Origin of the sequence: Sphingomonas sp. (assembly GCF_036387535.1) — a bacterium.
GTDB lineage: Bacteria > Pseudomonadota > Alphaproteobacteria > Sphingomonadales > Sphingomonadaceae > Sphingomonas_R.
On sequence record NZ_DASVTO010000163.1, the window covers coordinates 19,256 to 37,036 of the forward strand.

The 17,781-nt window shown below is 67.8% G+C and carries 18 protein-coding genes; 2 read left to right on the forward strand and 16 right to left on the reverse strand.

Translation table 11 applies throughout. The features are described from left to right. Nucleotides 1-2: 2 nt before the first annotated feature. From VF649_RS15090 to VF649_RS15105, 4 genes are all read right to left on the reverse strand, one after another. Entirely contained in the window at nucleotides 3-584 is a 582-nt protein-coding gene (locus VF649_RS15090) for a peptidase S14 (protein WP_331012778.1), read from the reverse strand. Nucleotides 585-648: 64 nt separating this feature from the next. Continuing rightward, entirely contained in the window at nucleotides 649-1,416 is a 768-nt protein-coding gene (locus VF649_RS15095; protein ID WP_331012794.1) for a precorrin-2 dehydrogenase/sirohydrochlorin ferrochelatase family protein, read from the reverse strand. Nucleotides 1,417-1,462: 46 nt separating this feature from the next. Beyond that, a complete protein-coding gene (locus VF649_RS15100) occupies nucleotides 1,463-4,255 on the reverse strand; it encodes a TonB-dependent receptor (protein WP_331012779.1) in 2,793 nt (930 codons plus the stop codon). Nucleotides 4,256-4,343: 88 nt separating this feature from the next. Next, entirely contained in the window at nucleotides 4,344-4,670 is a 327-nt protein-coding gene (locus VF649_RS15105) for a hypothetical protein (RefSeq protein WP_331012780.1), read from the reverse strand. 122 nt (nucleotides 4,671-4,792) lie between these two features. Here VF649_RS15105 and VF649_RS15110 point away from each other — a divergent pair, with 122 nt between their 5' ends. Next, nucleotides 4,793-5,287: a DUF427 domain-containing protein gene (locus tag VF649_RS15110; RefSeq protein ID WP_331012781.1), complete on the forward strand. Its 495-nt coding sequence runs from the start codon at nucleotides 4,793-4,795 to the stop codon at nucleotides 5,285-5,287. Nucleotides 5,288-5,296: 9 nt separating this feature from the next. Then, nucleotides 5,297-5,965 (forward strand): hypothetical protein, encoded by a 669-nt coding sequence (locus VF649_RS15115; protein ID WP_331012782.1) that lies wholly within the window; start codon nucleotides 5,297-5,299, stop codon nucleotides 5,963-5,965. On the opposite strand, the gene VF649_RS15120 is transcribed toward VF649_RS15115, so the two are convergent. From VF649_RS15120 to VF649_RS15175, 12 genes are all read right to left on the reverse strand, one after another. Beyond that, entirely contained in the window at nucleotides 5,962-6,120 is a 159-nt protein-coding gene (locus tag VF649_RS15120) for a hypothetical protein (RefSeq protein ID WP_331012783.1), read from the reverse strand. The two genes, VF649_RS15115 and VF649_RS15120, sit on opposite strands and share 4 nt — an antisense overlap. 32 nt (nucleotides 6,121-6,152) lie before the next feature. After that, the gene (locus VF649_RS15125; RefSeq protein WP_331012784.1) at nucleotides 6,153-6,353 is read right to left on the reverse strand and encodes a hypothetical protein; all 201 of its coding nucleotides are present in this window, start codon (nucleotides 6,351-6,353) and stop codon (nucleotides 6,153-6,155) included. Between the two features lie 70 nt (nucleotides 6,354-6,423). Next, nucleotides 6,424-7,716, reverse strand: coding sequence for an OmpP1/FadL family transporter (locus VF649_RS15130; protein ID WP_331012785.1), 1,293 nt, complete (start codon nucleotides 7,714-7,716; stop codon nucleotides 6,424-6,426). Nucleotides 7,717-7,761: 45 nt separating this feature from the next. Continuing rightward, on the reverse strand, nucleotides 7,762-8,172 hold the full coding sequence (locus VF649_RS15135) for a DUF2147 domain-containing protein (RefSeq protein ID WP_331012786.1): 411 nt from the start codon (nucleotides 8,170-8,172) through the stop codon (nucleotides 7,762-7,764). A 107-nt stretch (nucleotides 8,173-8,279) separates the two neighbouring features. Further along, a complete protein-coding gene (locus tag VF649_RS15140) occupies nucleotides 8,280-8,930 on the reverse strand; it encodes a TetR/AcrR family transcriptional regulator (RefSeq protein WP_331012787.1) in 651 nt (216 codons plus the stop codon). A gap of 220 nt (nucleotides 8,931-9,150) precedes the next feature. Then, on the reverse strand, nucleotides 9,151-10,617 hold the full coding sequence (locus VF649_RS15145) for an efflux transporter outer membrane subunit (RefSeq protein WP_331012788.1): 1,467 nt from the start codon (nucleotides 10,615-10,617) through the stop codon (nucleotides 9,151-9,153). Continuing rightward, nucleotides 10,617-12,137, reverse strand: coding sequence for a DHA2 family efflux MFS transporter permease subunit (locus VF649_RS15150; RefSeq protein ID WP_331012795.1), 1,521 nt, complete (start codon nucleotides 12,135-12,137; stop codon nucleotides 10,617-10,619). The genes VF649_RS15145 and VF649_RS15150 overlap by 1 nt, the downstream gene beginning before the upstream one ends. Before the next feature lie 62 nt (nucleotides 12,138-12,199). Next, on the reverse strand, nucleotides 12,200-13,447 hold the full coding sequence (locus VF649_RS15155) for an HlyD family secretion protein (protein ID WP_331012789.1): 1,248 nt from the start codon (nucleotides 13,445-13,447) through the stop codon (nucleotides 12,200-12,202). Nucleotides 13,448-13,551: 104 nt separating this feature from the next. After that, nucleotides 13,552-13,866 (reverse strand): helix-turn-helix transcriptional regulator, encoded by a 315-nt coding sequence (locus tag VF649_RS15160; RefSeq protein ID WP_331012790.1) that lies wholly within the window; start codon nucleotides 13,864-13,866, stop codon nucleotides 13,552-13,554. Nucleotides 13,867-14,008: 142 nt separating this feature from the next. Then, complete coding sequence (locus VF649_RS15165) at nucleotides 14,009-14,914, reverse strand: iron-containing redox enzyme family protein (protein WP_331012791.1); 906 nt, start codon at nucleotides 14,912-14,914, stop codon at nucleotides 14,009-14,011. Between the two features lie 67 nt (nucleotides 14,915-14,981). Then, nucleotides 14,982-16,622, reverse strand: a complete 1,641-nt coding sequence (locus VF649_RS15170) for a hypothetical protein (protein WP_331012792.1) — start codon at nucleotides 16,620-16,622, stop codon at nucleotides 14,982-14,984. Nucleotides 16,623-16,626: 4 nt separating this feature from the next. Beyond that, nucleotides 16,627-17,661, reverse strand: coding sequence for an NAD-dependent epimerase/dehydratase family protein (locus VF649_RS15175; RefSeq protein ID WP_414713697.1), 1,035 nt, complete (start codon nucleotides 17,659-17,661; stop codon nucleotides 16,627-16,629). Nucleotides 17,662-17,781: the final 120 nt, after the last annotated feature.

Here is a 17,781-nt window from a genome sequence, read left to right on the forward strand (position 1 = left end):
CCTCATATCACCCCGGCGATCAACCCCAAGCGATAGGCTTCGTTCGCTTCGATATACCAGTTGGACGGCGCCTTTTGCAGCACCTCCTCCATCGTCACCTGGCTGCCACGGATCAGGTTCCCGAACCCCTCATTCTGGATCTCGATCGAACTCTCGATCTCGTGCAGCAGCGCGGTGACGCCCGCGATGCACGTCGTCAGCGGCCCTTCGACCTGCAATTGCTTCGATAGCTTGCGTTCGTGGATCATCAGCCGCGTACCGGGTGTCAGGAACCGGTTTTCGGGAAGAAAGAAGCTCATGAAGGTCGTGCCCGCGGAATAGATCGCGGCCTTGCCCAAAAACAGGAAACGCCGCTCCGGCGCCATGTTGCTGTGATAGCGGACATCTTCGCCCATCATCCGCGCGACTTCGGGATCGCCGCCCAGTGTCGACAGTTCGATCACCACCGGGCCCGTGTCGGGTGCCATGTCCAGGCTGTCACGGAAGGTCGCGTACATCGCATAATCGACCGTACCGGATAGCAGGATGGCGGGGTTGCGGAATGTGGCCGGCCCGATCGGCGCGGCGGTTGAAACATCGTTCATGCTGGTCTCCTGTCGGTCGCATCAAACCCACGATCGACCGAAACGGACGCACCGCTCCTGAAGATTACCCAGCAAAGCGCAGATCGACGACCAGACCGTCGCAGGCAACATCCTCCGCCCGGCCGATCGCGACATCCGCATCCGCGCGGACCCGCGCGAGGATGGCGCCCGGCACATCCGCCGCATGCCGCACCACGTCCGCCCCGCCCAGCCAACGCGCCTCGCGCAGGGTCAGGTCATCGGGATCGCTGCTGCGCAACCGGATGGCGACGGGTTCGACCGCCGCGTTCCTTCCCTCCGCCGCCAGCCAGCCCGGAATGCGCGCACCCGCACCGGCCGATAGCGGGTCTAGCGCGGCGCCGGGCGCCAGGGCCGCGTCGATCGCGCGGCGACGATCGTCCCCCTCCGGCCAACGCGCCTTGATCGCGGCGCGCGCGGCGAACAAGGCCGACGCCAGCCCGCCCAGATCGGCCGGCAGCATCGCCTCCAGCCGTTGGCGCAAGGCCTTGGCCAGTCCCGCCGATGCACCGCCGGTTCCGATCGCCACCAGCACCGCGCCGCGCTCGACGATCGCGGGCAGCGTGAAATCACACAGCGCCGGCCGGTCGACCGCATTGACCAGAATGCCACGCGCGCGCAGCCGCACGACCGCCGCCTCCGCCTCGACATCCTCTGCGATCGCGACGATCGCCAGCGCCGCGTCCGCCGCCTCGCCCACGATCCGCGCACCGGCGCGCGTCAGGATGCGACGTTTCGCATCCGCCGCGCCGCCGTCGCCCAGCAGGATGACGGGCCGCCCCGCCAGGCGGATCAGGATGGGCAGGCTGTGCAGCATCGGGCTCCGCGTCCGGGTTTGCGCCGCGATAACCCGCCGCCGATCAGAAGAACAGCTTGCGCACCGACACGCGGATCGCGCGCCCGACCGGGTCAAGATAACCGGGCTGATAGCCAAGCGGCACCACGCCGGCGGCATCGCGCACGCCCTGCCGCTGGTTGAACAGATTGTCGACCGACAGGCTCACCCGCATCCCGCGCGTGAACCGGTACGGCACCAGCGCCGGAATCTGCCCGAAATCCGCGAACAGCCTCAGGTCGACCGTGGTCAGCGATCCGAAGAACAGATCGCCGGTCCCCCCGCCGCTCGCGCTGCCGCCACCGCGGACGAAGGTCGCGCTCTGCCAGTTGCCCGACATCCGTGCGCCGAAACCGTTGCGGAACAGGCCGGCCTGCGCCTCCACCTTGTGCCGGGGGCTGCCGCCGCTCGATCCGCTCGCCGCGCCGTTCAACAGATCCAGGACGGGAACGCCCTCCCGGATCGTGACGTCGTTGCGGAACTGCCAGCTATGATAGACCGCGAATTGCAGGCGACCACCGCCGCCGCCGCCGCCGCGACCCCCACCGAAGCCACGTCCCCCGCCTCCACCGCCACCGCCACCGCCGGGGCTGCCGCCACCCGCACCGTCGCGCGGTGGCCGATCCGCCGCGGTGCCGACCCGCTCTCCCGGTCCGCGATCCGGTGCCTCGCCGCGCGCGATCCGCGCGTCGCGTGCCGCGCGATAGGCATCGAACAGCTTCTGGTTGTTGGCCTTCAATGGCACCGACAGGTTGAAACCCCAGCGCATCTGCGCGGTATCCTGGCGCAGGAAATTGACGGGCCGGGCATCAATGCTGACCAGCATGCCGTCGGCATCACGCACGAACCGGTCCGGGAACGCCGCCTCGATCACCGCGGTCGGCGCCGGCAGCGACGCGGTCGCATTGTCGATCCGGCTGCGGACATAGTTGGCGACCAGCGACAGGTCGGGCGTGTTGAACGGTTTCCAGTTGGCGCCCAGTTTCAGCACGCGGCGCCTGTCCGCCACCAGATCGGGATTGCCGCCGTTCACCTGCGTCACGCTGACCGTCTGCCCGGTCCGATAATCGAACACGCGCACGTCGAATGTGGAGATTTGCGGATTGCCCAGCTGCTGGACGGTCGGTGCGCCCTCTTCCCGCGTCTGCGACCAGATCAGGCTCAACCGCCCGGTCGGTCGCCAGTTCAGACCATAGCCATAGCGCGTAAGCGTTCCGAAATCCGAGAACCGATTGATTGACCCGTTGAAATTGACGGACAGGTCGCCGATCGCCGACAGCACGTCCGCACGCCGGCTGGTCAGCGGAATGTCGACATTGATCTGTCCATTCGCGTTGCGCCGCGACAGGTTCGCGCTGCGCTCCACCCCGGATCGCACCGATCGCGTGTCGAACCCGTTCAGCTCCCCACCCAGCTTGACCGTCGTGCTGATCGGCCCCGCCGGCAATCGCAGCGGCGATCCGCTCGCCACCAGCTGCACGTCGCCGCTGTTGCTGACCGAATGCGCGCTATCCGCGGCCCGCGGCGTATAGAGATCGGCCGGCAGCGCGCCGAACGGATTGAGCGTGCCGGCATCGATCAGCGTCTGAACCGCGCCACCATCCAGCCCGGTGTCGGTCCGCGTCCGCGACACCGCGCGGTCGTAATTGCCGGTCATCGTCAGCTGCCACTGGTCCAGCGTCTTGTTGAGCGTGAACCCGGCATGTGCCGTCTCGCCGCTGCTGTCCTGGCGCAACCGCGCGGTCGGATCGGGATAGCGATAGACCGACACCGCCTGTCCGAACGGGGAAAAGGGATTGTCCGCCGGCAGGTTCAGCCGCGACCCGGCCAGCCCGCGCAGCCCCGCGCTGCCGGTTGCACCGAAACTGGTGTTCACCGTCGCCGCGACGTCGCCCAGGATCGTGCGGTTGAGCACGGCGTTCAGCGCCAGCGCGTCGGTCGCCGCCTGCAGGGTACGATAGCGCGCGACATCCGTGACGTTGGGGCTTCCCGCCGTGCCCACGAACTGCGCCAGCGTCGGGGCGCCGGTCAGACCGGCCGGCACGCCTGCCACGGTCACCCGGCTGCCGGCCAGCGCGCTCAGCGCGGGGTCGATCTCGCCCCCGATGATCGCCGGCCCGACATTGCCGATGACATCGAACAGCTGGCGCGACGCGGTCGACAGGATGTCTCGGTCGCTTTCCAGGATCGATCCCTGCCGCCGGTAATCCGCCGACAGGTTGAGCCGTCCGGCGGTGTCGATCTTCAGCAGGCTGGTCTGGATCCGGCCATTCTCACCGCCGCCATCGGTGGAACCGCCACCGTTGACCTCGCCCGTCACCGCGCGGAACCGTGGGCGCAGCACGAAATTGACCACCTTCTGATCGGCGGCATAGCCATATTTCAACGCGACTTCCTCCGGCAGGATGTCGACGCGCAGGATCGCCTCGGTCGGGATGTCGCGCAGTTCGGCAAACCCCGAAATCCGCTTGCCGTTCAGCAGCACGACCGGCGAACTGCCGTCGCGGCCCTGCCCGCTGCCGGTCTGCGGCGCCAGTTCCGCCAGCAACTCGGTCACCGTACTGACGCCGTAGGATCGGATATCGGCGGGACGCAGCGACACTTCCGGCGGCACCGTGCCCACCACGCTGCCGGGCGGGCGCTGTCCGGTGACGACGATATCCTCGCCATCCTCGTCCGCACCCGCCTGCGGCGGTGAGGCGGGCGTCGCGGTTTCGGCAGACGACGCAGGCGGTACGGCCGGCACGGGCTGCGCCGCATAGGCCGCCGACGCGCCGCCCAGCAGAAGAAGCGCCATCAAGCTCTTGCCATCGATCATGATATCATCCGTGCGCGATCCTGGCAGCGCCGTAGCGGCGCTACATGACCGCTTATTTCAGCATTGCAATCTTTGGGAAAAACATCGTTCAGCGACGACGTCCGCCCGAGGATCGCACCGTGCGCCACCGCAGCCCCAGATACAGCATCGTCGGCCAGAACAGCGTGTTGACGAAGTCGCCGATCGTATCGGACCAGCGCCACGATCCGTAATGCAACCGGTCGAGCCCCTCGTTCGCGATCTCCGCGACCAGTACCGCAAGCAGCGGGCCGGGCGTCGACAGGCCGCGACGGCTGACGACCCGCGCGAGGAACAGGACCGCCAGGCCGGCATGCACGTGCAGCAGGCTGTCGGCCATGCCGGTCCCGTCGCCGATCGCGATGATCAGCCGGGCGTAGAGGCCGGGAATATCCATCACCCGGCCTTGCCGCCTCCCAGCACCGGAGTCGAGCCGCAATGCGGACGGCGGGCTTTGGATCCCGCATCACCGCGCCCATATCCCGGGCTGGCTATCATGGCCGCGAAAGGTTCCGGCGCATGCATCCCGATCCCGTCCCGCCCGGCCCCGGCCAGGAAAGCGTCTGGGCCTATCCCCGCCCCCCCATTGCCGAACGCACCGATCGCCACCTGCGCATCGTTCACCGCGGCCGGACCATCGCCGAAACCCGCACCGCGATCCGGACTCTGGAAACCAGCCACCCGCCGACGTTCTACTTCCCGCCCGGCGATGTCGATGCGGCGGTGCTGCGCCCCGGTGCAGGCAGCAGCTTTTGCGAATGGAAGGGGCAGGCGCGCTATCATGATGTCGTGATCGACGACGAACGGCTGCTGGGCGTCGGCTGGTCCTACCCCGCGCCCACCCGCGATTTCGCGCTGCTCCGCGATCATGTCGCCTTCTATGCGGCGCCGTTCGACGACTGTTTCGTCGACGGGGAACGCGTCGTCCCGCAACCCGGCGGCTTCTATGGCGGCTGGATCACCTCCGCCGTCGTCGGGCCGTTCAAGGGTATTCCCGGAAGCCGCTTCTGGTAACAGGGCGACATGATCCCGCGAACCTTGATCGACAGCACCGAAATACCGGGCGGCGGTACGCTGCGCCTGATCCGCCGGGGTGACGAATACAGCATCACGCTTGCCAACAACGAATTGATGAACAGCCGGATGAGCGGATCGGAGGAGGCGCTGGCGACACTGGCCTGCGCGCGGATCGCGGGCCGGGCGGCGCCGCGCGTGCTGATCGGCGGGCTCGGCATGGGATTCACGCTGCGCGCCGCGCTCGCGCGCCTGCCGGCCGATGCCGCGATCACGGTGGCCGAACTGGTGCCGGCCGTGATCGCCTGGGGCCGCGGGCCGCTATCCGCCCTGTTCGGGGACAGCCTGACCGACCCTCGCGTCACCCTGATCACGGGTGATGTCGGCGCCGTGATCCACGCGGCGGCGGGCGGCTATGACACGATCCTGCTGGATGTCGACAATGGGCCGGAAGGCGTGTCGCGCAAGGGCAATGACGCGCTTTATGGCCTGGCCGGGCTTCGCGCCGCCCGCGCGGCGCTGCGCCCCGGCGGCGTGCTGGCGATCTGGTCCACCGCGCCCGACAGCGGCTTCGTGCAGCGGCTGCGCGCCACCGGCTTCACGGTCGGGGAACATGTCGTCCGCGCCAACGGCGCCCGCGGCGGTGCGCGCCATGTTCTCTGGATCGCGGAGATCTAGGGTTTTGGTTCGGTGTGCTGCTTCACCTTGACCGGCAACTTCTTGCCCTTCGTCCGGCGCGACGGGATCTGCACCGGGTTCTTCTTCTTCCATTCCGCCCAGCGCATCGGCCCTTCGGGCGTGTCGACCATCATGTCGTCCATCGAATCGGTCATCGCGCCTGGTCCCTGCCGATCGGCCGCACCGATCAGCCCTCGATATAGTCGCTGTAAGCGATCACGTCGTCCGGCGTCTGCAGATACAGGCCCCCCTGGATCGCGGGCGATTGCTCCGCCGCCAGCGCCAGCGCATCCGCCAGCGGCGCATAGATCAAGGTCCGCGCCGCGCCGCCCTCCGCGTCATCCAGGAAATACAGGCGGACGGATATGGTCTGGCCGGTGCTGCGCATGACGCCCCATGCGCCGGGATCGGGACGACGCGCAAGCCGCCGCCCCGATCCGCGGGCTGGTATCAGGCGATCAGAAGGTCAGCCGACCGCCGACGCCCAGCACGATGGCATGGGCACCGGTCAGCGTGCCCGACACCAGGATCGGCGTCTGGACGGCGGTGCCGGCATAGGCCGCCGTCGTCCGGTCGATCGTCGCGGTCTTGAAATCGACATAGCTGGCCGACAGGTCGACCGAGAATGCCGGCGTCAGCTGGTAGGATGTTCCGGTCGCATAGATCCAGCGATTGCTGTCCGGAACGCGCGCATCGCGTTCGCCGGTACGGGTCGGGGTCTGCGCATGCTGCACACCGGCACGCAGGGTCCAGTCCGGTGACACGGCATAATCGACGCCGCCCGCAAAGGTCCAGGTATTGCGATAGTTTTCGGGAATCGCCGCATTCACCGGCGCGCCCAGCCGGATCGCGTCAAATTCGCTCCAGCCCATCCGCACGATCTGGCCGTTCAACGTCAGCGCGTCGGTGGCGTTGACGCGCGCCGACATGATCAGCTGCCACGGCGTGCTGAAACTCGCACCGGCATCGATCGAGCGATTCTGTGCGGCCAGCGGCCCAAGCAGTCCGGTGGTGGTGATGTTTCCATCCAGCTTGTGCTTGATGCGGGATTTGTACGAGACGCCGACGGTCACGATCTCGTTATGCATCTGCGCACCGGCGGTCCAGCCCAGGTCCCAGCCATCGCCCTTCAGCGTCTGCTGCCCGTCGGCCTGCAACGGCGACAGGTTGGGCAGCGCGTTCGACAGCGTCGCGTCGGAATATTCGACGTTCAGCGCCCCGCCCAGCCGCAGCCAGTCGGTTGGCGCGAACGCGATCGACGGCTGAATGTCGATCGTCCGCAGCTTGGTCTTGTCGGCGGTGTAGCGCGCCCAGCTGTTGTCTTCGTAATTGGTGGTGAAGCTGAACGGCGACGTCACCGCCAGCCCGACCGCCAGCCGATCGGTCAGCGGCACTGCGACCGCACCGTTCGGCACGATCCCGAAATTGATCGGGTCGGACGACACCCGGTTACCGCCGACGCTGGCCGGCGCCTGGCCGGGGCGGATGATCCGCGTGGCGACATCGGACACGTCGCCCTTCGGGATGATCCCGGTCGCGCCCAGCACGACCGAACGGTTCGTGATCCCGGCGATCGCGGCGGGGTTCCACCACAGGGATGCGGCGCCGGTGTCGGCGCCTTCGCCGGAAAACGCCCGGCCCGCGCCGCGCACCGACTGTTCCTGAAGGTAGAAGGCGTTGGCATTGGCAACCGCGGGCACGGCCACGGCGGCGACGGCGGAACTCAGCATAAGCATACGGTACAGCGACATGTCAGGTCTTTCTGGCAGGGATAATATACAGGGACGCGCCGCGGATCAGCGCACGCGGGTCCAGGTCTGGGTCTTGCACAGCGGCACGAAAATGCAGCCGCGGACCTTCAGCCGGTCGGCGCCCTCGGGGGTGAGCCGTGCGCTGTAGGTCTTGCCGTCATCGGCGTTGTAGATGGTCCCGTCGGACCACACGCCCCCACCCGAAGGCTTGAACCCGCTCAGGATCGTCAGGCCGCGCAAAGGCCGGCTGCGCAATGCGGCATCCTTGTTGTTGGCATCGGTCAGGGCCGGATTGGCCTTCATGCCGTCCGACGTCACCAGGCGGCCGCAAATCGACGGACCGCAGCGCTGGATCGCCACGATGCCGTTGCGCACTTCGGTGCGCCAGGTTCCGACAACAGCATCCGGGGTGGGGTTGGGTGCGGCCAGCAGTGCCGCGATCAGCATGGTCAGCATGGATACTCTCCTGAACGGGCACCGATCCGGTCTTGGCGCCGGTGACGAGCGTTGCGCGGTCGAACCGCGCCTGCCGGCTACATGCCCTTAACGTAAAGGGAAGGCAATCACGATTCCGCGGGATGGATTTCCGCCGGACCGGGAAGGATGCCGCGCAGGAACAGAGCGGTATGGCGCCGTGCCCAGGCGGCATCGTCGACGATGCGGTCGGGATCCCCGCCGATGATCCGGCCATAGCCGATCAGGCTGGCGACCCAGAATGTCGCGGCATGGGAAATCGCGTCGACCGGCATCAGGTCCGGGCCGCACGCCTTTCGCAACATGTCGGAAACGATCGCGATCGCGCGCTCGTGAACCGACCGTCGAACCGGCTTCTCACCATCGTCATGACACCGTAGCGCGCGCTCCTCCAACTGGGACAGCGCGCGTCCTTCCGGGCTGCGGACGAAGGCCAGCACCTGCATCGCCTGGTCCGCCAGGCTGTCCGCCAGGCTCCCGCCCTCCGTTTCCGGCCGCAGCGATTCGATGAAGGCGGTGGTCCGCATTTCGATCATCCCGCGAAACAGCGCGGCGCGGCTGGCGAAACGCCCGTAGATCGTCCGCTTGCTGGCCTGCGCCAGTGCGGCGACCTGATCGATCGTAAAATCCTCCAATCCGCGGTCCAGCAGCACGTCCCACGCCGCCGCCAGGATCCGGGTCTCGATCTGCGCCGCCTGCGCCGGGGATGGACGCCCCACGCGCACCGCCCCCCGGGTCACGCGCATATCCTCTGCGCCGGGAATCCTAGCCTTGCGGTACCCTCAGGCCGCGTCGCACGCGCTTGCGCGTACGCCGATGATTGTGTCCGCATTGATAGCGAAGCCCTTCGGCATAGGCCCCACAGAACCATGCCAGGAATCGTGACAAGATCCGCATCTCTCCATCTCCCGCCGCGTTTTCCGCGGTCGGTGGACAGAAGATCACGAGTCGGCACGATTTTCAATCCGCTGTTTTGGCGACGGCTGCGCCCTCCGGTGCCACCCAGCCGTCCGTCCAGCCCAGCCCCAGCGATTTCTGCAGCGCGATGAACGCGTTCGTCATTTCCGCCTGCGCCTGGATACGCGACTGGCTGCTCGACAGACGCTGGCGTTCGGCGTCCAGGCTTTCGGTCAGCGTCGCCGTTCCGCCGGCATAGCGTGTCCGCGCCAGCGCCGCGGTGCGCGTCGCCGATGCTTCCGCCCGCTGCAACGCGGCGACATTGTTGCGCAATCCACCGAACCGGGTGAGCGCCGATTCCGCGTCCTGCAACGCGGCCAGCACCGTCTGGCGATATTGCGCCACGGCCTCGTCGCGCGCCGCCTCCGCGCCCCGCACCTGCGCGCGCACCCGCCCGAAGTTCAGGAAGTTCCAGCGCAACATCGGCGCCGCCAGCACGGTCAGCGCGCTGGGATCGACGATATCGCCGGGATCGGCGCCTCCGAACCCGATCAGCCCCAGCAGGCTGACCGTCGGGAACATCCTGGCGACATTGACGCCGATCTGCGCGGACGATGCCGCCAGCGCGCGTTCGGCGGCGCGGACGTCCGGGCGGCGGCGCAGCATCGCCGCCGGATCGCCCACCGCCACTTGCGCGGGCGGCAGCGGCACCATGCCGACCGGCGCCAGAACGGCGTCCAGCGTCCCCGGCTCCCGCCCGGTCAACACCGCGATCTGGTCGTAGGACGTGCGGACCTGCGTCTGGAGCGGGACGAGTCCGGCCTGCGTCGTTTCCAGCTGCGCGCGCAGCCGTTCGACGTCCAGCGCGGATGCCGTGCCGCCCGCGAACCGCTGCCGCGTCAGCGACACCATCCGGCCCTGCAGCGTGCTCGCTTCCTGCGCCAGCCGCAGCCGCGCCTGCTGGTCGCGCAGCCGCACATAATCCTGCGCCAGTTCCGCGGCCAGGCTGACCTGCGCATCCGCAAGCCGTGCCTCGACCGCGCCCGCATTGGCGCGTGCCGCCTCCACCCCCCGACGACGTCCGCCGAACAGGTCGATTTCCCAGCTCGCGTCGAAGCCGAGATTGTAGAAATCGATCGCGCTCGATCCGCTGCTCTCCGCAATGCCCTCCGGCAATTCCGCATGGGCATAGACGGCCGATGCATTGGCGTTGGGCGCCGTATCGCGCTCCCGCTGGCGCAGCGTCGCGCGCGACTGGCGCAGCCGCGCCTCCGCGATCGCCAGCGACGGGCTGGTCGCCCGCGCCTCGTCGATCAGCCGATCGAGCAGCGGATCGCCCAGTGCGGTCCACCAGCGGGCGACCGGATCGGCGGCATTGGTCGGGACGTCGCCGGCGCGCTGGAACGCGGCACGCGCAGTCGACAGCGGCGCCACCTGTGGTGCACCACCATAGTTCGGGCCGACCGTGCACCCGGCAAGCACCGCCGCGTTCGACAGGAGGATCGCAAGCTTACGGAACAGGCTGGGCATCAGTGGACCGCCGCTGAATTGACCGCTTTCGGAAGCGGCCGGAGGAACAGGATCAGCGGCATCGCCGCGAGAATGCCGATCGTCAGCGCCACGAACAGGTCGTTGAAGCTCATCACCAGCGCCTGTTGCTGGATCTGGCCATAAAGCTGGCGGATCGCTCCGGCCACCGGGTCGCCCGCGCCGCCGAATCCCGCCTGCATCTGCTGCATGCGCTCCTGCGTCAGGACGCCGTTCGCCTGAACCGAGGTCGCTAATGTCTGTTCGTGAAAATATTGGCGCTTGTCCTGCACCGTCGCGATCAGCGCCAGGCCGACCGATCCGCCCAGGTTACGCGCCGCATTGAACAGGCCGGATGCATCGCCCGCGTCGCGCGGCGACACCGCGCTGATCGCCGACTGGTTCAGGAACAGCATCACCATGATCTGTCCCACCCCGCGCAACAGCTGCGAATCGGTAAAGGCACCGCCGCGCGAATCGATGGTGAGCGTCGTATCGGTCCAGCAGCTGAGCGCCATCATCATGAACCCGAACCCGACCGCCAGCCGCACGTCCAGACGCTTGAACAGGATCGGCACGAACGGCATCATCAACAGGCTGGGGATCCCGCTGATGAACACCACCGATCCGGATTGCAGCGCATTATAGCCGGCGGCATTGGCCAGGAATTGCGGGATCACATAGGATGTCCCGTACAACACCATACCCAGCACCAGGCCCATCACGAACACGCTGCCGAACTGGCGATCGAACAGCAGCGACAATTTGATGACCGGCCGTTCCGCCAGCAGCTGGCCCGCGATCAGCAGCAGGAAACCGACCGCGGACAGCGCGGTCAGCTGCAGGATCAGCGTGGATTCGAACCACAGCTCGCGCTGCCCTTCCTCCAGGACGACGGTCAGTCCGCCCAGCCCGATCGCCAGACCCGCAATCCCCAGCCAGTCCGCCCGCGCCAGTTCATGCAGCCGCAGCGTACCCGCCGGCAGCCCGTTCAGCAGCAGCGTGATCAACCCCGCGCAAACCGGCACGTTCAGGAAGAACGCATAGTGCCAGCTGTAATTCTCGGTGATCCAGCCGCCGATGATCGGCCCGAGCACGGGCCCCAGGATCGCGGTCGCCGCGAACAGCGACGTGCCGATCGGCTGTTGTTGCGGGGGCAGGCGCGTTGCGATGATCGTCATAGCCGTCGGGATCATCGCCCCGCCGGTAAACCCCTGCCCCACCCGTCCGACGATCATCATGTCAAGGTTGGTCGACAGCCCGCAGACCACGGAGAAGATCGTGAACAGGATCGCTGCGATCATCAGGAAGGTGCGCAGTCCGAAGACCCGCTCCAACCAACCGCTGAGCGGGATGATGACGATTTCCGACACCAGATAGGCCGTGGAGATCCAGGTCCCCTCGGTGCCCGACGCACCGATCTCGCCCTGGATCGTCGGTAGGGCGGCGTTGACGATCGAGATGTCGAGCGTCGCCATGAACGAGCCCAGCGTACCCGCCGCGACCGCCAGCCAGGCCGACATGTCGGCGCGGTCCTGGGGCGCGGCGGCGCTTGCAGCGGGCCGGCGGGCGGACGCGGCGCGGCTCACCGCTGCCGGGCTTCCTGCCGCCGCTCCGATTCGTCGCGCAGCGCCTTGCGCGCGTTCCGGGCGCCATAGGTGTCCACCGATACCGTCACCGACAGGCCGGGACGCAGGATCTTGCGCGCCATCGGACCGGCGTCGATGCGAATCCGCACCGGAACGCGCTGCACGATCTTCGTGAAATTGCCCGACGCGTTTTCCGGCGGGATCAGCGAGAAGGTCGCGCCGCTGCCCGGGGAAACGCTCTCGACCACGCCGTGCAGGTCGACGCCCGGCAAGGCATCGACTTCGATCGTCGCCGGCTGGCCGACACGCATCAGACCAAGCTGGGTTTCCTTGAAATTGGCCGCCAGATACAGCGCCTGCACCGGCACCACCGACATCAGGCGGGTACCCGCCTGCACATATTGCCCGACCTGCACCGTCCGGTCCCCGACCACGCCGGCAATGCTGGTCCGCAGCAGGGTGGCCGAAAGGTCGCTTTCGGCCTCCGCACGCTGCGCGCGTGCCTGCGCACCCTGGGCGCGCGCCTGCGCGACCTGTCCGCGGATGGTGGCGACATGCGCTTGCGCCACGCGCACCGCCGCGGCCTGCGCGTCCACCTGGGCCAGCGCCCGGTCGCGATCGGTGCGCTTCTGGGCCAGCATCTGCTGCGTCTCCGCACCGGTCGCAGCCAGCGGCCCGTAACGGTCCACCTCCGCCTGCGCGAACGCCAGGGTCCGTCGTGCGGCGGCAAGATCGGCTTGGGCGCGGGTGATCGTAGCCTGCTGCTCCGTGATGCCGGCGGCAGCACCCTGCTCCGCGGCGCGGGCCACCGCAATCTGGGCCTCGGCCTGAGCGGTCTTGGCGCGGTAGTCGGCGGCATCGATCTCCACCAGCGGATCGCCGGCGCCGACCGCCTGGTTTTCGGCGACCAGCACCCGGCGGACATAGCCCGACACCTTGGGCGCGATCGTGACGCTGTCCGCCTGCAGATAGGCATCGTTGGTGCTCTGCACATATTTGCCGCGGGTCTGGTAGTGGATCAACCATATCACCAGCATGGCGATCCCGGCCACCAGCGCGATGATCAGGACCCAACGAATCCAGGGTCGCCGCTCCAGCAACCCCGGCCCCTTGTCGCGATCCTCGTCGCCATCGTCATCATCGCCGTCGGCAGGCCGCCCGGCGTGACGATCCGCCCCGTCAAGCCGCCCGGCACCGCGCGATCCGTCCGCCCGGTGGATATCGTCAGGATCTTGTGCGCTCATGCCCGGGTCCGTAATGGTACGATACCGTTCCCTTAACGGATCCGCACCCGATGCTCAACCCCGTCCCGCCGGCCCGTCCCGCCGGCCACGGTCGGCGCAGCGGTTCAGGCGTTCCGCTCCAGCAAACCGTTCCGCGCCGCATAGGCCACCAGATGCGACCGGTTCCGCGTGCGCGTTTTCAGGCGGGCATTCTCGATATGGCGCTCCACCGTGCACGGCGCGATCCCTAGCGCCCGTGCGATCTGTTTGCCGGAATGGCCATCCGCCATCAAATGCAGAACATCACGCTCCCGCGCTGTCACCGTCGCCACTTCTGAAAGTTCGGCTTCTTGCATGGCTTCATCCTGCTCTATCGCTGAACTGATCACCGACGTCGACAAAGGTCTGAGACTTTCGTCAATCGATGCTTGCTGACGCACAGGAAGTCATAGGATGTTTTACGGACCATGCCTTCACATAAATCAGCTTCACGGCATTCAACATCTTTGTTCGGGCAGCCTATGTTACAGACAAGTCTATAACAAACCGTCCTAAATCATTGGCATAGAACAATTGACTGGTTCACGCCCACAGCATTGCACGATAGCGATCGAAACACCGGGCGCCACAACGCAGCCGGATCAGCGCACCTTCCGCCATTGCGGTCGCGCGGCGCGGGTCCTCGCTGACCAAGGGGCGCACCGCCTCGCGATTCCAATCGGCGCTATGCTTGATGTCCAGCACGGCATGCAGGTCAAAGTAGCGGCGCTCCCGATCTTTCAACCCGATCCGGCGCAGGCCCTGCGCCACCTTTGCGGATCGCGCCGGCGCCGTCAGCTCGATCGCGCCCAGCGCACCGACACTGTGGAAGGCATAACGCCGCGTCGTCGCCAGCGCGGTCATCGCGTTGGCCAGCGCCAGGCTCTCCCACACCGTCGTTTCGATCACGGGATCGACCGCCAATGTCTCGACCAGCGCGTCCAGCATCGGGCCGTGCATCCCCTTCAGGTTGCCGCGTCCCATCTCGTCCCAATAGTTCCGCGCCAGTTCCAGCTTGGCACGCGCCGGCAACTTCACCTGCGTATGCGCGACCAGATCGTCGAACCCCGCCTCGCCGGCGGCCTCCTGTTGAAAAAACCAGCGCAGTTCGTCGCGCGTCGCGGATTCGGCCAGCCAGTCGAACAGGGGATCATGCTGGCCAGGGCCGGTTGCCTCCAGCCCTTCGAACCAGGCGATGAAGCCCTCGACATCGGTTGGTGCCGCTGCGGCCTCGTCGGCCACCTCGGCCCGCAGCTCCTCGATGAACCCGCCTTCCAGCCGCAACATCCGCGTGTCGCGGTCCAGCATGCTCTGCCAGTCGGCGACCGGAAATCCCGGCTCCAGCCGCTCGCGGTTCCAATGCGCGAGGCCGCGTTGAAAACTATCGGTCAGGAATTGCGATGCACGCGCGGGTACATCGACCAGCGATCGGGAGGCCATGGTCTTCATCCAATTCATCGAGACTTTCCCGATGAACCGGCCGCGCAACATGCTGGTTCCATGGTATTAACCTCGATCATGCGAAACCGGCGTCGGCTGTCTCCCGATAATGGGTGATTCTTGCGTCCAGACGCGCGGCGTCTGCGGGTGTCGCGGCGGACCGTGCGAAGGTCGCTGCCCCCAGCCGGAAGGCGCAATAACAGGGGTGGTAGAAGCGCAGCAGCGCGGGATCGACCGCCCGAGCCAACACGCTCTCCAGCCGACCCAGCAGCACCGCGATCTGCTCCGGGCCATAGTCCAGTTCGACGATCGCGCCCGCCACGTCCCATGCGATATCCTGCGCGCCGATCAGATCGTGGCTGCGGTCATGATCCAGCGCATCCGCCTTCACGCCACCGATCCACTCGCACCCATCCATGCGACCATCGATCGCAACCGACACCACCCGCCCCGCCAGCCGGTCCGCCCCGGCCAACGCCGGAATGTCCCGTCCCAGATTATGGCGCGCCATCTCCGCCAGGTCTGCCAGGGCGGCACCGCGCGCCTCCGGCGGCGGCAGCAGCCGCTGGCGTGCCGCCAGATAGTCCGCGACGCGCATCGGCCCCGGCCCGGCGTCGTCCGCCGCGCCGTCCAGCCAGTCCATGATCAGGAAACCATGCAGCAGTCCGTGCACCGGCGGCACCAGGCCCGCTGCCGCCAACCGACGCGCGCGATCCAGTTTGCGCGCGCCTTCCGCCCCCAGCCCTGCGAATTTCAGCAGCCAGCGGCGCCCGCCCCGCCGGACCAGATATTTGCGCCGTTCCTGCTGCGCTGCCACCGCCGGCCACCGCGCCGGATCGGCATAGCGTTCCTGCCGCCATGCCCCGCCCGACACGTCGTGCGGCACGCCGTCCAGCGGACCCAGCAGCGTCTCGGCCCAGTCGCGCAGTCGTTCGGGCGGAATCAACACCTCGAACTCCACCACGGCCTGCGCGGTGGTCGCCCAGCGATGGCGGATGACCGGCGTCGCTTCGGGGCCGGGCCCGCCGCCATGGCTCGGCAGGAACGCGATCCGGTCCGGCGGCACCCCGATTTCCGCCAGCATCGCCGCCGTCGCGGCAAAGGAGCTGCCCGACAATCCCGGTCCTTCGTCCACCACGATCACCTGCGCACCGTCCGGGACAGGCGGCAGCGGCGCGACCTGGCGATCGAACGGCGGGCCGTCCGGCCGCACGGTCATCGGCGGCGGCGCGTCCAGAGCCGCGGCCACGATCGCGGCCAGCGAGGTGCCGATGCTGCGGATCCCGACCACCACCACCGGCGCCCCGGTCACGGGCAACCGGCGCGCCGCGATCGCGTAGCTTTCGGGGTAGAGCGCATACCAGGCGTAGCCCTCCGGCAGTTTCAACAGCACCGAATGCGGCCACATCTCCGACCGGGCGTCCAGCTGCGTCAGATCCGGCAGCGCCGGCATCTCGGCAAAGTCACTGTCCCAGGATGCGATCACCGCGCGCGCCACCAGGGTCGCGTCCGCCATCAGGGTTGCGACGGCCGCGGCGCCGGCACCCCGATCGGCCAGCCCCTGAACCAGCATTCCGGTCGCGATCAGCGCGCCGACCAGCCGGCCATGACGCTCCAGCCCGGGAGGCAACGCAGCGATCGCGGCGAGATCCGCGGCGATGCGGCGATGCTCGACCGCCGGATCGACATGCCGGCCGTGATCGCCATAGACGATCACGCGGTCATTCGGCCGCCAGCGCCATCATCCGATCGGCCATGTCGGGGCGCAGCCGATCCTCCGCGCCCAATTCGCGTGCGAACCAGGCGCAGGTCGCGACCAGCCCGTCATCGATCTGCACCTGCGGCGACCAGCCCAGCCATTGCTGCGCCCGGTCGATATCCGGCCGGCGCCGGCGCGGGTCGTCGATCGGCAACGGGCGATGCACGACATTCGATGTCGCGCCGGTCAGCGCCATGATCCGGTCGAGCAGCGAATTGACGCTGCGTTCGTCGGGGTTGCCGATGTTGACCGGCTCCAGCCCGTCAATGTCCGATTCCATCAACCGGATCAGCCCGTCGACCATGTCGGACACATAGCAGAAGCTGCGCGTCTGCGATCCGTCGCCATAGATGGTGATGTCACGCCCGGACAGCGCCTGGCAGATCAGGTTGGACACCACGCGCCCGTCGTCCGGGTCCATCTGCGGACCATAGGTATTGAAGATCCGCGCCACCCGGACGTCGGCCCGGCCGATCCGCGCATAATCGAAGGTCAGCGCTTCGGCGGCGCGCTTGCCCTCGTCATAGCAGGCGCGCGGGCCGGTGCAGTTCACCCAGCCGCGATAACCCTCCTGCTGCGGGCTGACTTCGGGATCGCCATAGACTTCGCTGGTCGACGTCAGCAGGAAACGCGCACCCGCGCGCTCGGCCAGCCGCAACAGGTGGCTGGTGCCGACCACGTTGGTCAGCATCGTATGCTCGGGATCGGCCTGATAGGCGGGCGGCGATGCCGCGCAGGCGAGATTGTAGACCCGCAGGAGCGCGTCGGCCCGCTCCAGCACCGCCTCCGGCAATGGCCGGACGATATCATGCTCGATGAAGGTGAAACGCGGATGCCGCTGCAGCGGGTCGAGATTGCCCGGCCGCGCGGTCTGAAGATTGTCGAGGCACAGTACCTCCCGGCCCTGGTCCAGCAAGGCCCGGCAGAGATGCGAGCCGATAAAGCCCGCGCCGCCGGCCACGATGATGAGGTTCTTACGGTCACTGGTCATGAGCATGACTCCATGCTGAGACGAAAAAAGCGGTGCATCAGGCGATCGCCGCCACGGCCGGCGCGGTACGCCGTCCCGTGGCTTCGACCAGATGATCTTCGAGCTCGGCGGCGCGGTGCACCGCGC

Bases quoted from the DNA above. Each gene is read 5' to 3' on its own strand.
- VF649_RS15090 (WP_331012778.1), bottom strand. From the start codon at position 584: ATGAACGATGTTTCAACCGCCGCGCCGATCGGGCCGGCCACATTCCGC.
- VF649_RS15100 (WP_331012779.1), bottom strand. From the start codon at position 4,255: ATGATCGATGGCAAGAGCTTGATGGCGCTTCTTCTGCTGGGCGGCGCG.
- VF649_RS15105 (WP_331012780.1), bottom strand. From the start codon at position 4,670: ATGGATATTCCCGGCCTCTACGCCCGGCTGATCATCGCGATCGGCGAC.
- VF649_RS15110 (WP_331012781.1), top strand. From the start codon at position 4,793: ATGCATCCCGATCCCGTCCCGCCCGGCCCCGGCCAGGAAAGCGTCTGG.
- VF649_RS15115 (WP_331012782.1), top strand. From the start codon at position 5,297: ATGATCCCGCGAACCTTGATCGACAGCACCGAAATACCGGGCGGCGGT.
- VF649_RS15120 (WP_331012783.1), bottom strand. From the start codon at position 6,120: ATGACCGATTCGATGGACGACATGATGGTCGACACGCCCGAAGGGCCG.
- VF649_RS15125 (WP_331012784.1), bottom strand. From the start codon at position 6,353: ATGCGCAGCACCGGCCAGACCATATCCGTCCGCCTGTATTTCCTGGAT.
- VF649_RS15130 (WP_331012785.1), bottom strand. From the start codon at position 7,716: ATGTCGCTGTACCGTATGCTTATGCTGAGTTCCGCCGTCGCCGCCGTG.
- VF649_RS15135 (WP_331012786.1), bottom strand. From the start codon at position 8,172: ATGCTGACCATGCTGATCGCGGCACTGCTGGCCGCACCCAACCCCACC.
- VF649_RS15145 (WP_331012788.1), bottom strand. From the start codon at position 10,617: ATGCCCAGCCTGTTCCGTAAGCTTGCGATCCTCCTGTCGAACGCGGCG.
- VF649_RS15150 (WP_331012795.1), bottom strand. From the start codon at position 12,137: ATGTCGGCCTGGCTGGCGGTCGCGGCGGGTACGCTGGGCTCGTTCATG.
- VF649_RS15155 (WP_331012789.1), bottom strand. From the start codon at position 13,447: ATGAGCGCACAAGATCCTGACGATATCCACCGGGCGGACGGATCGCGC.
- VF649_RS15165 (WP_331012791.1), bottom strand. From the start codon at position 14,914: ATGAAGACCATGGCCTCCCGATCGCTGGTCGATGTACCCGCGCGTGCA.
- VF649_RS15175 (WP_414713697.1), bottom strand. From the start codon at position 17,661: ATGCTCATGACCAGTGACCGTAAGAACCTCATCATCGTGGCCGGCGGC.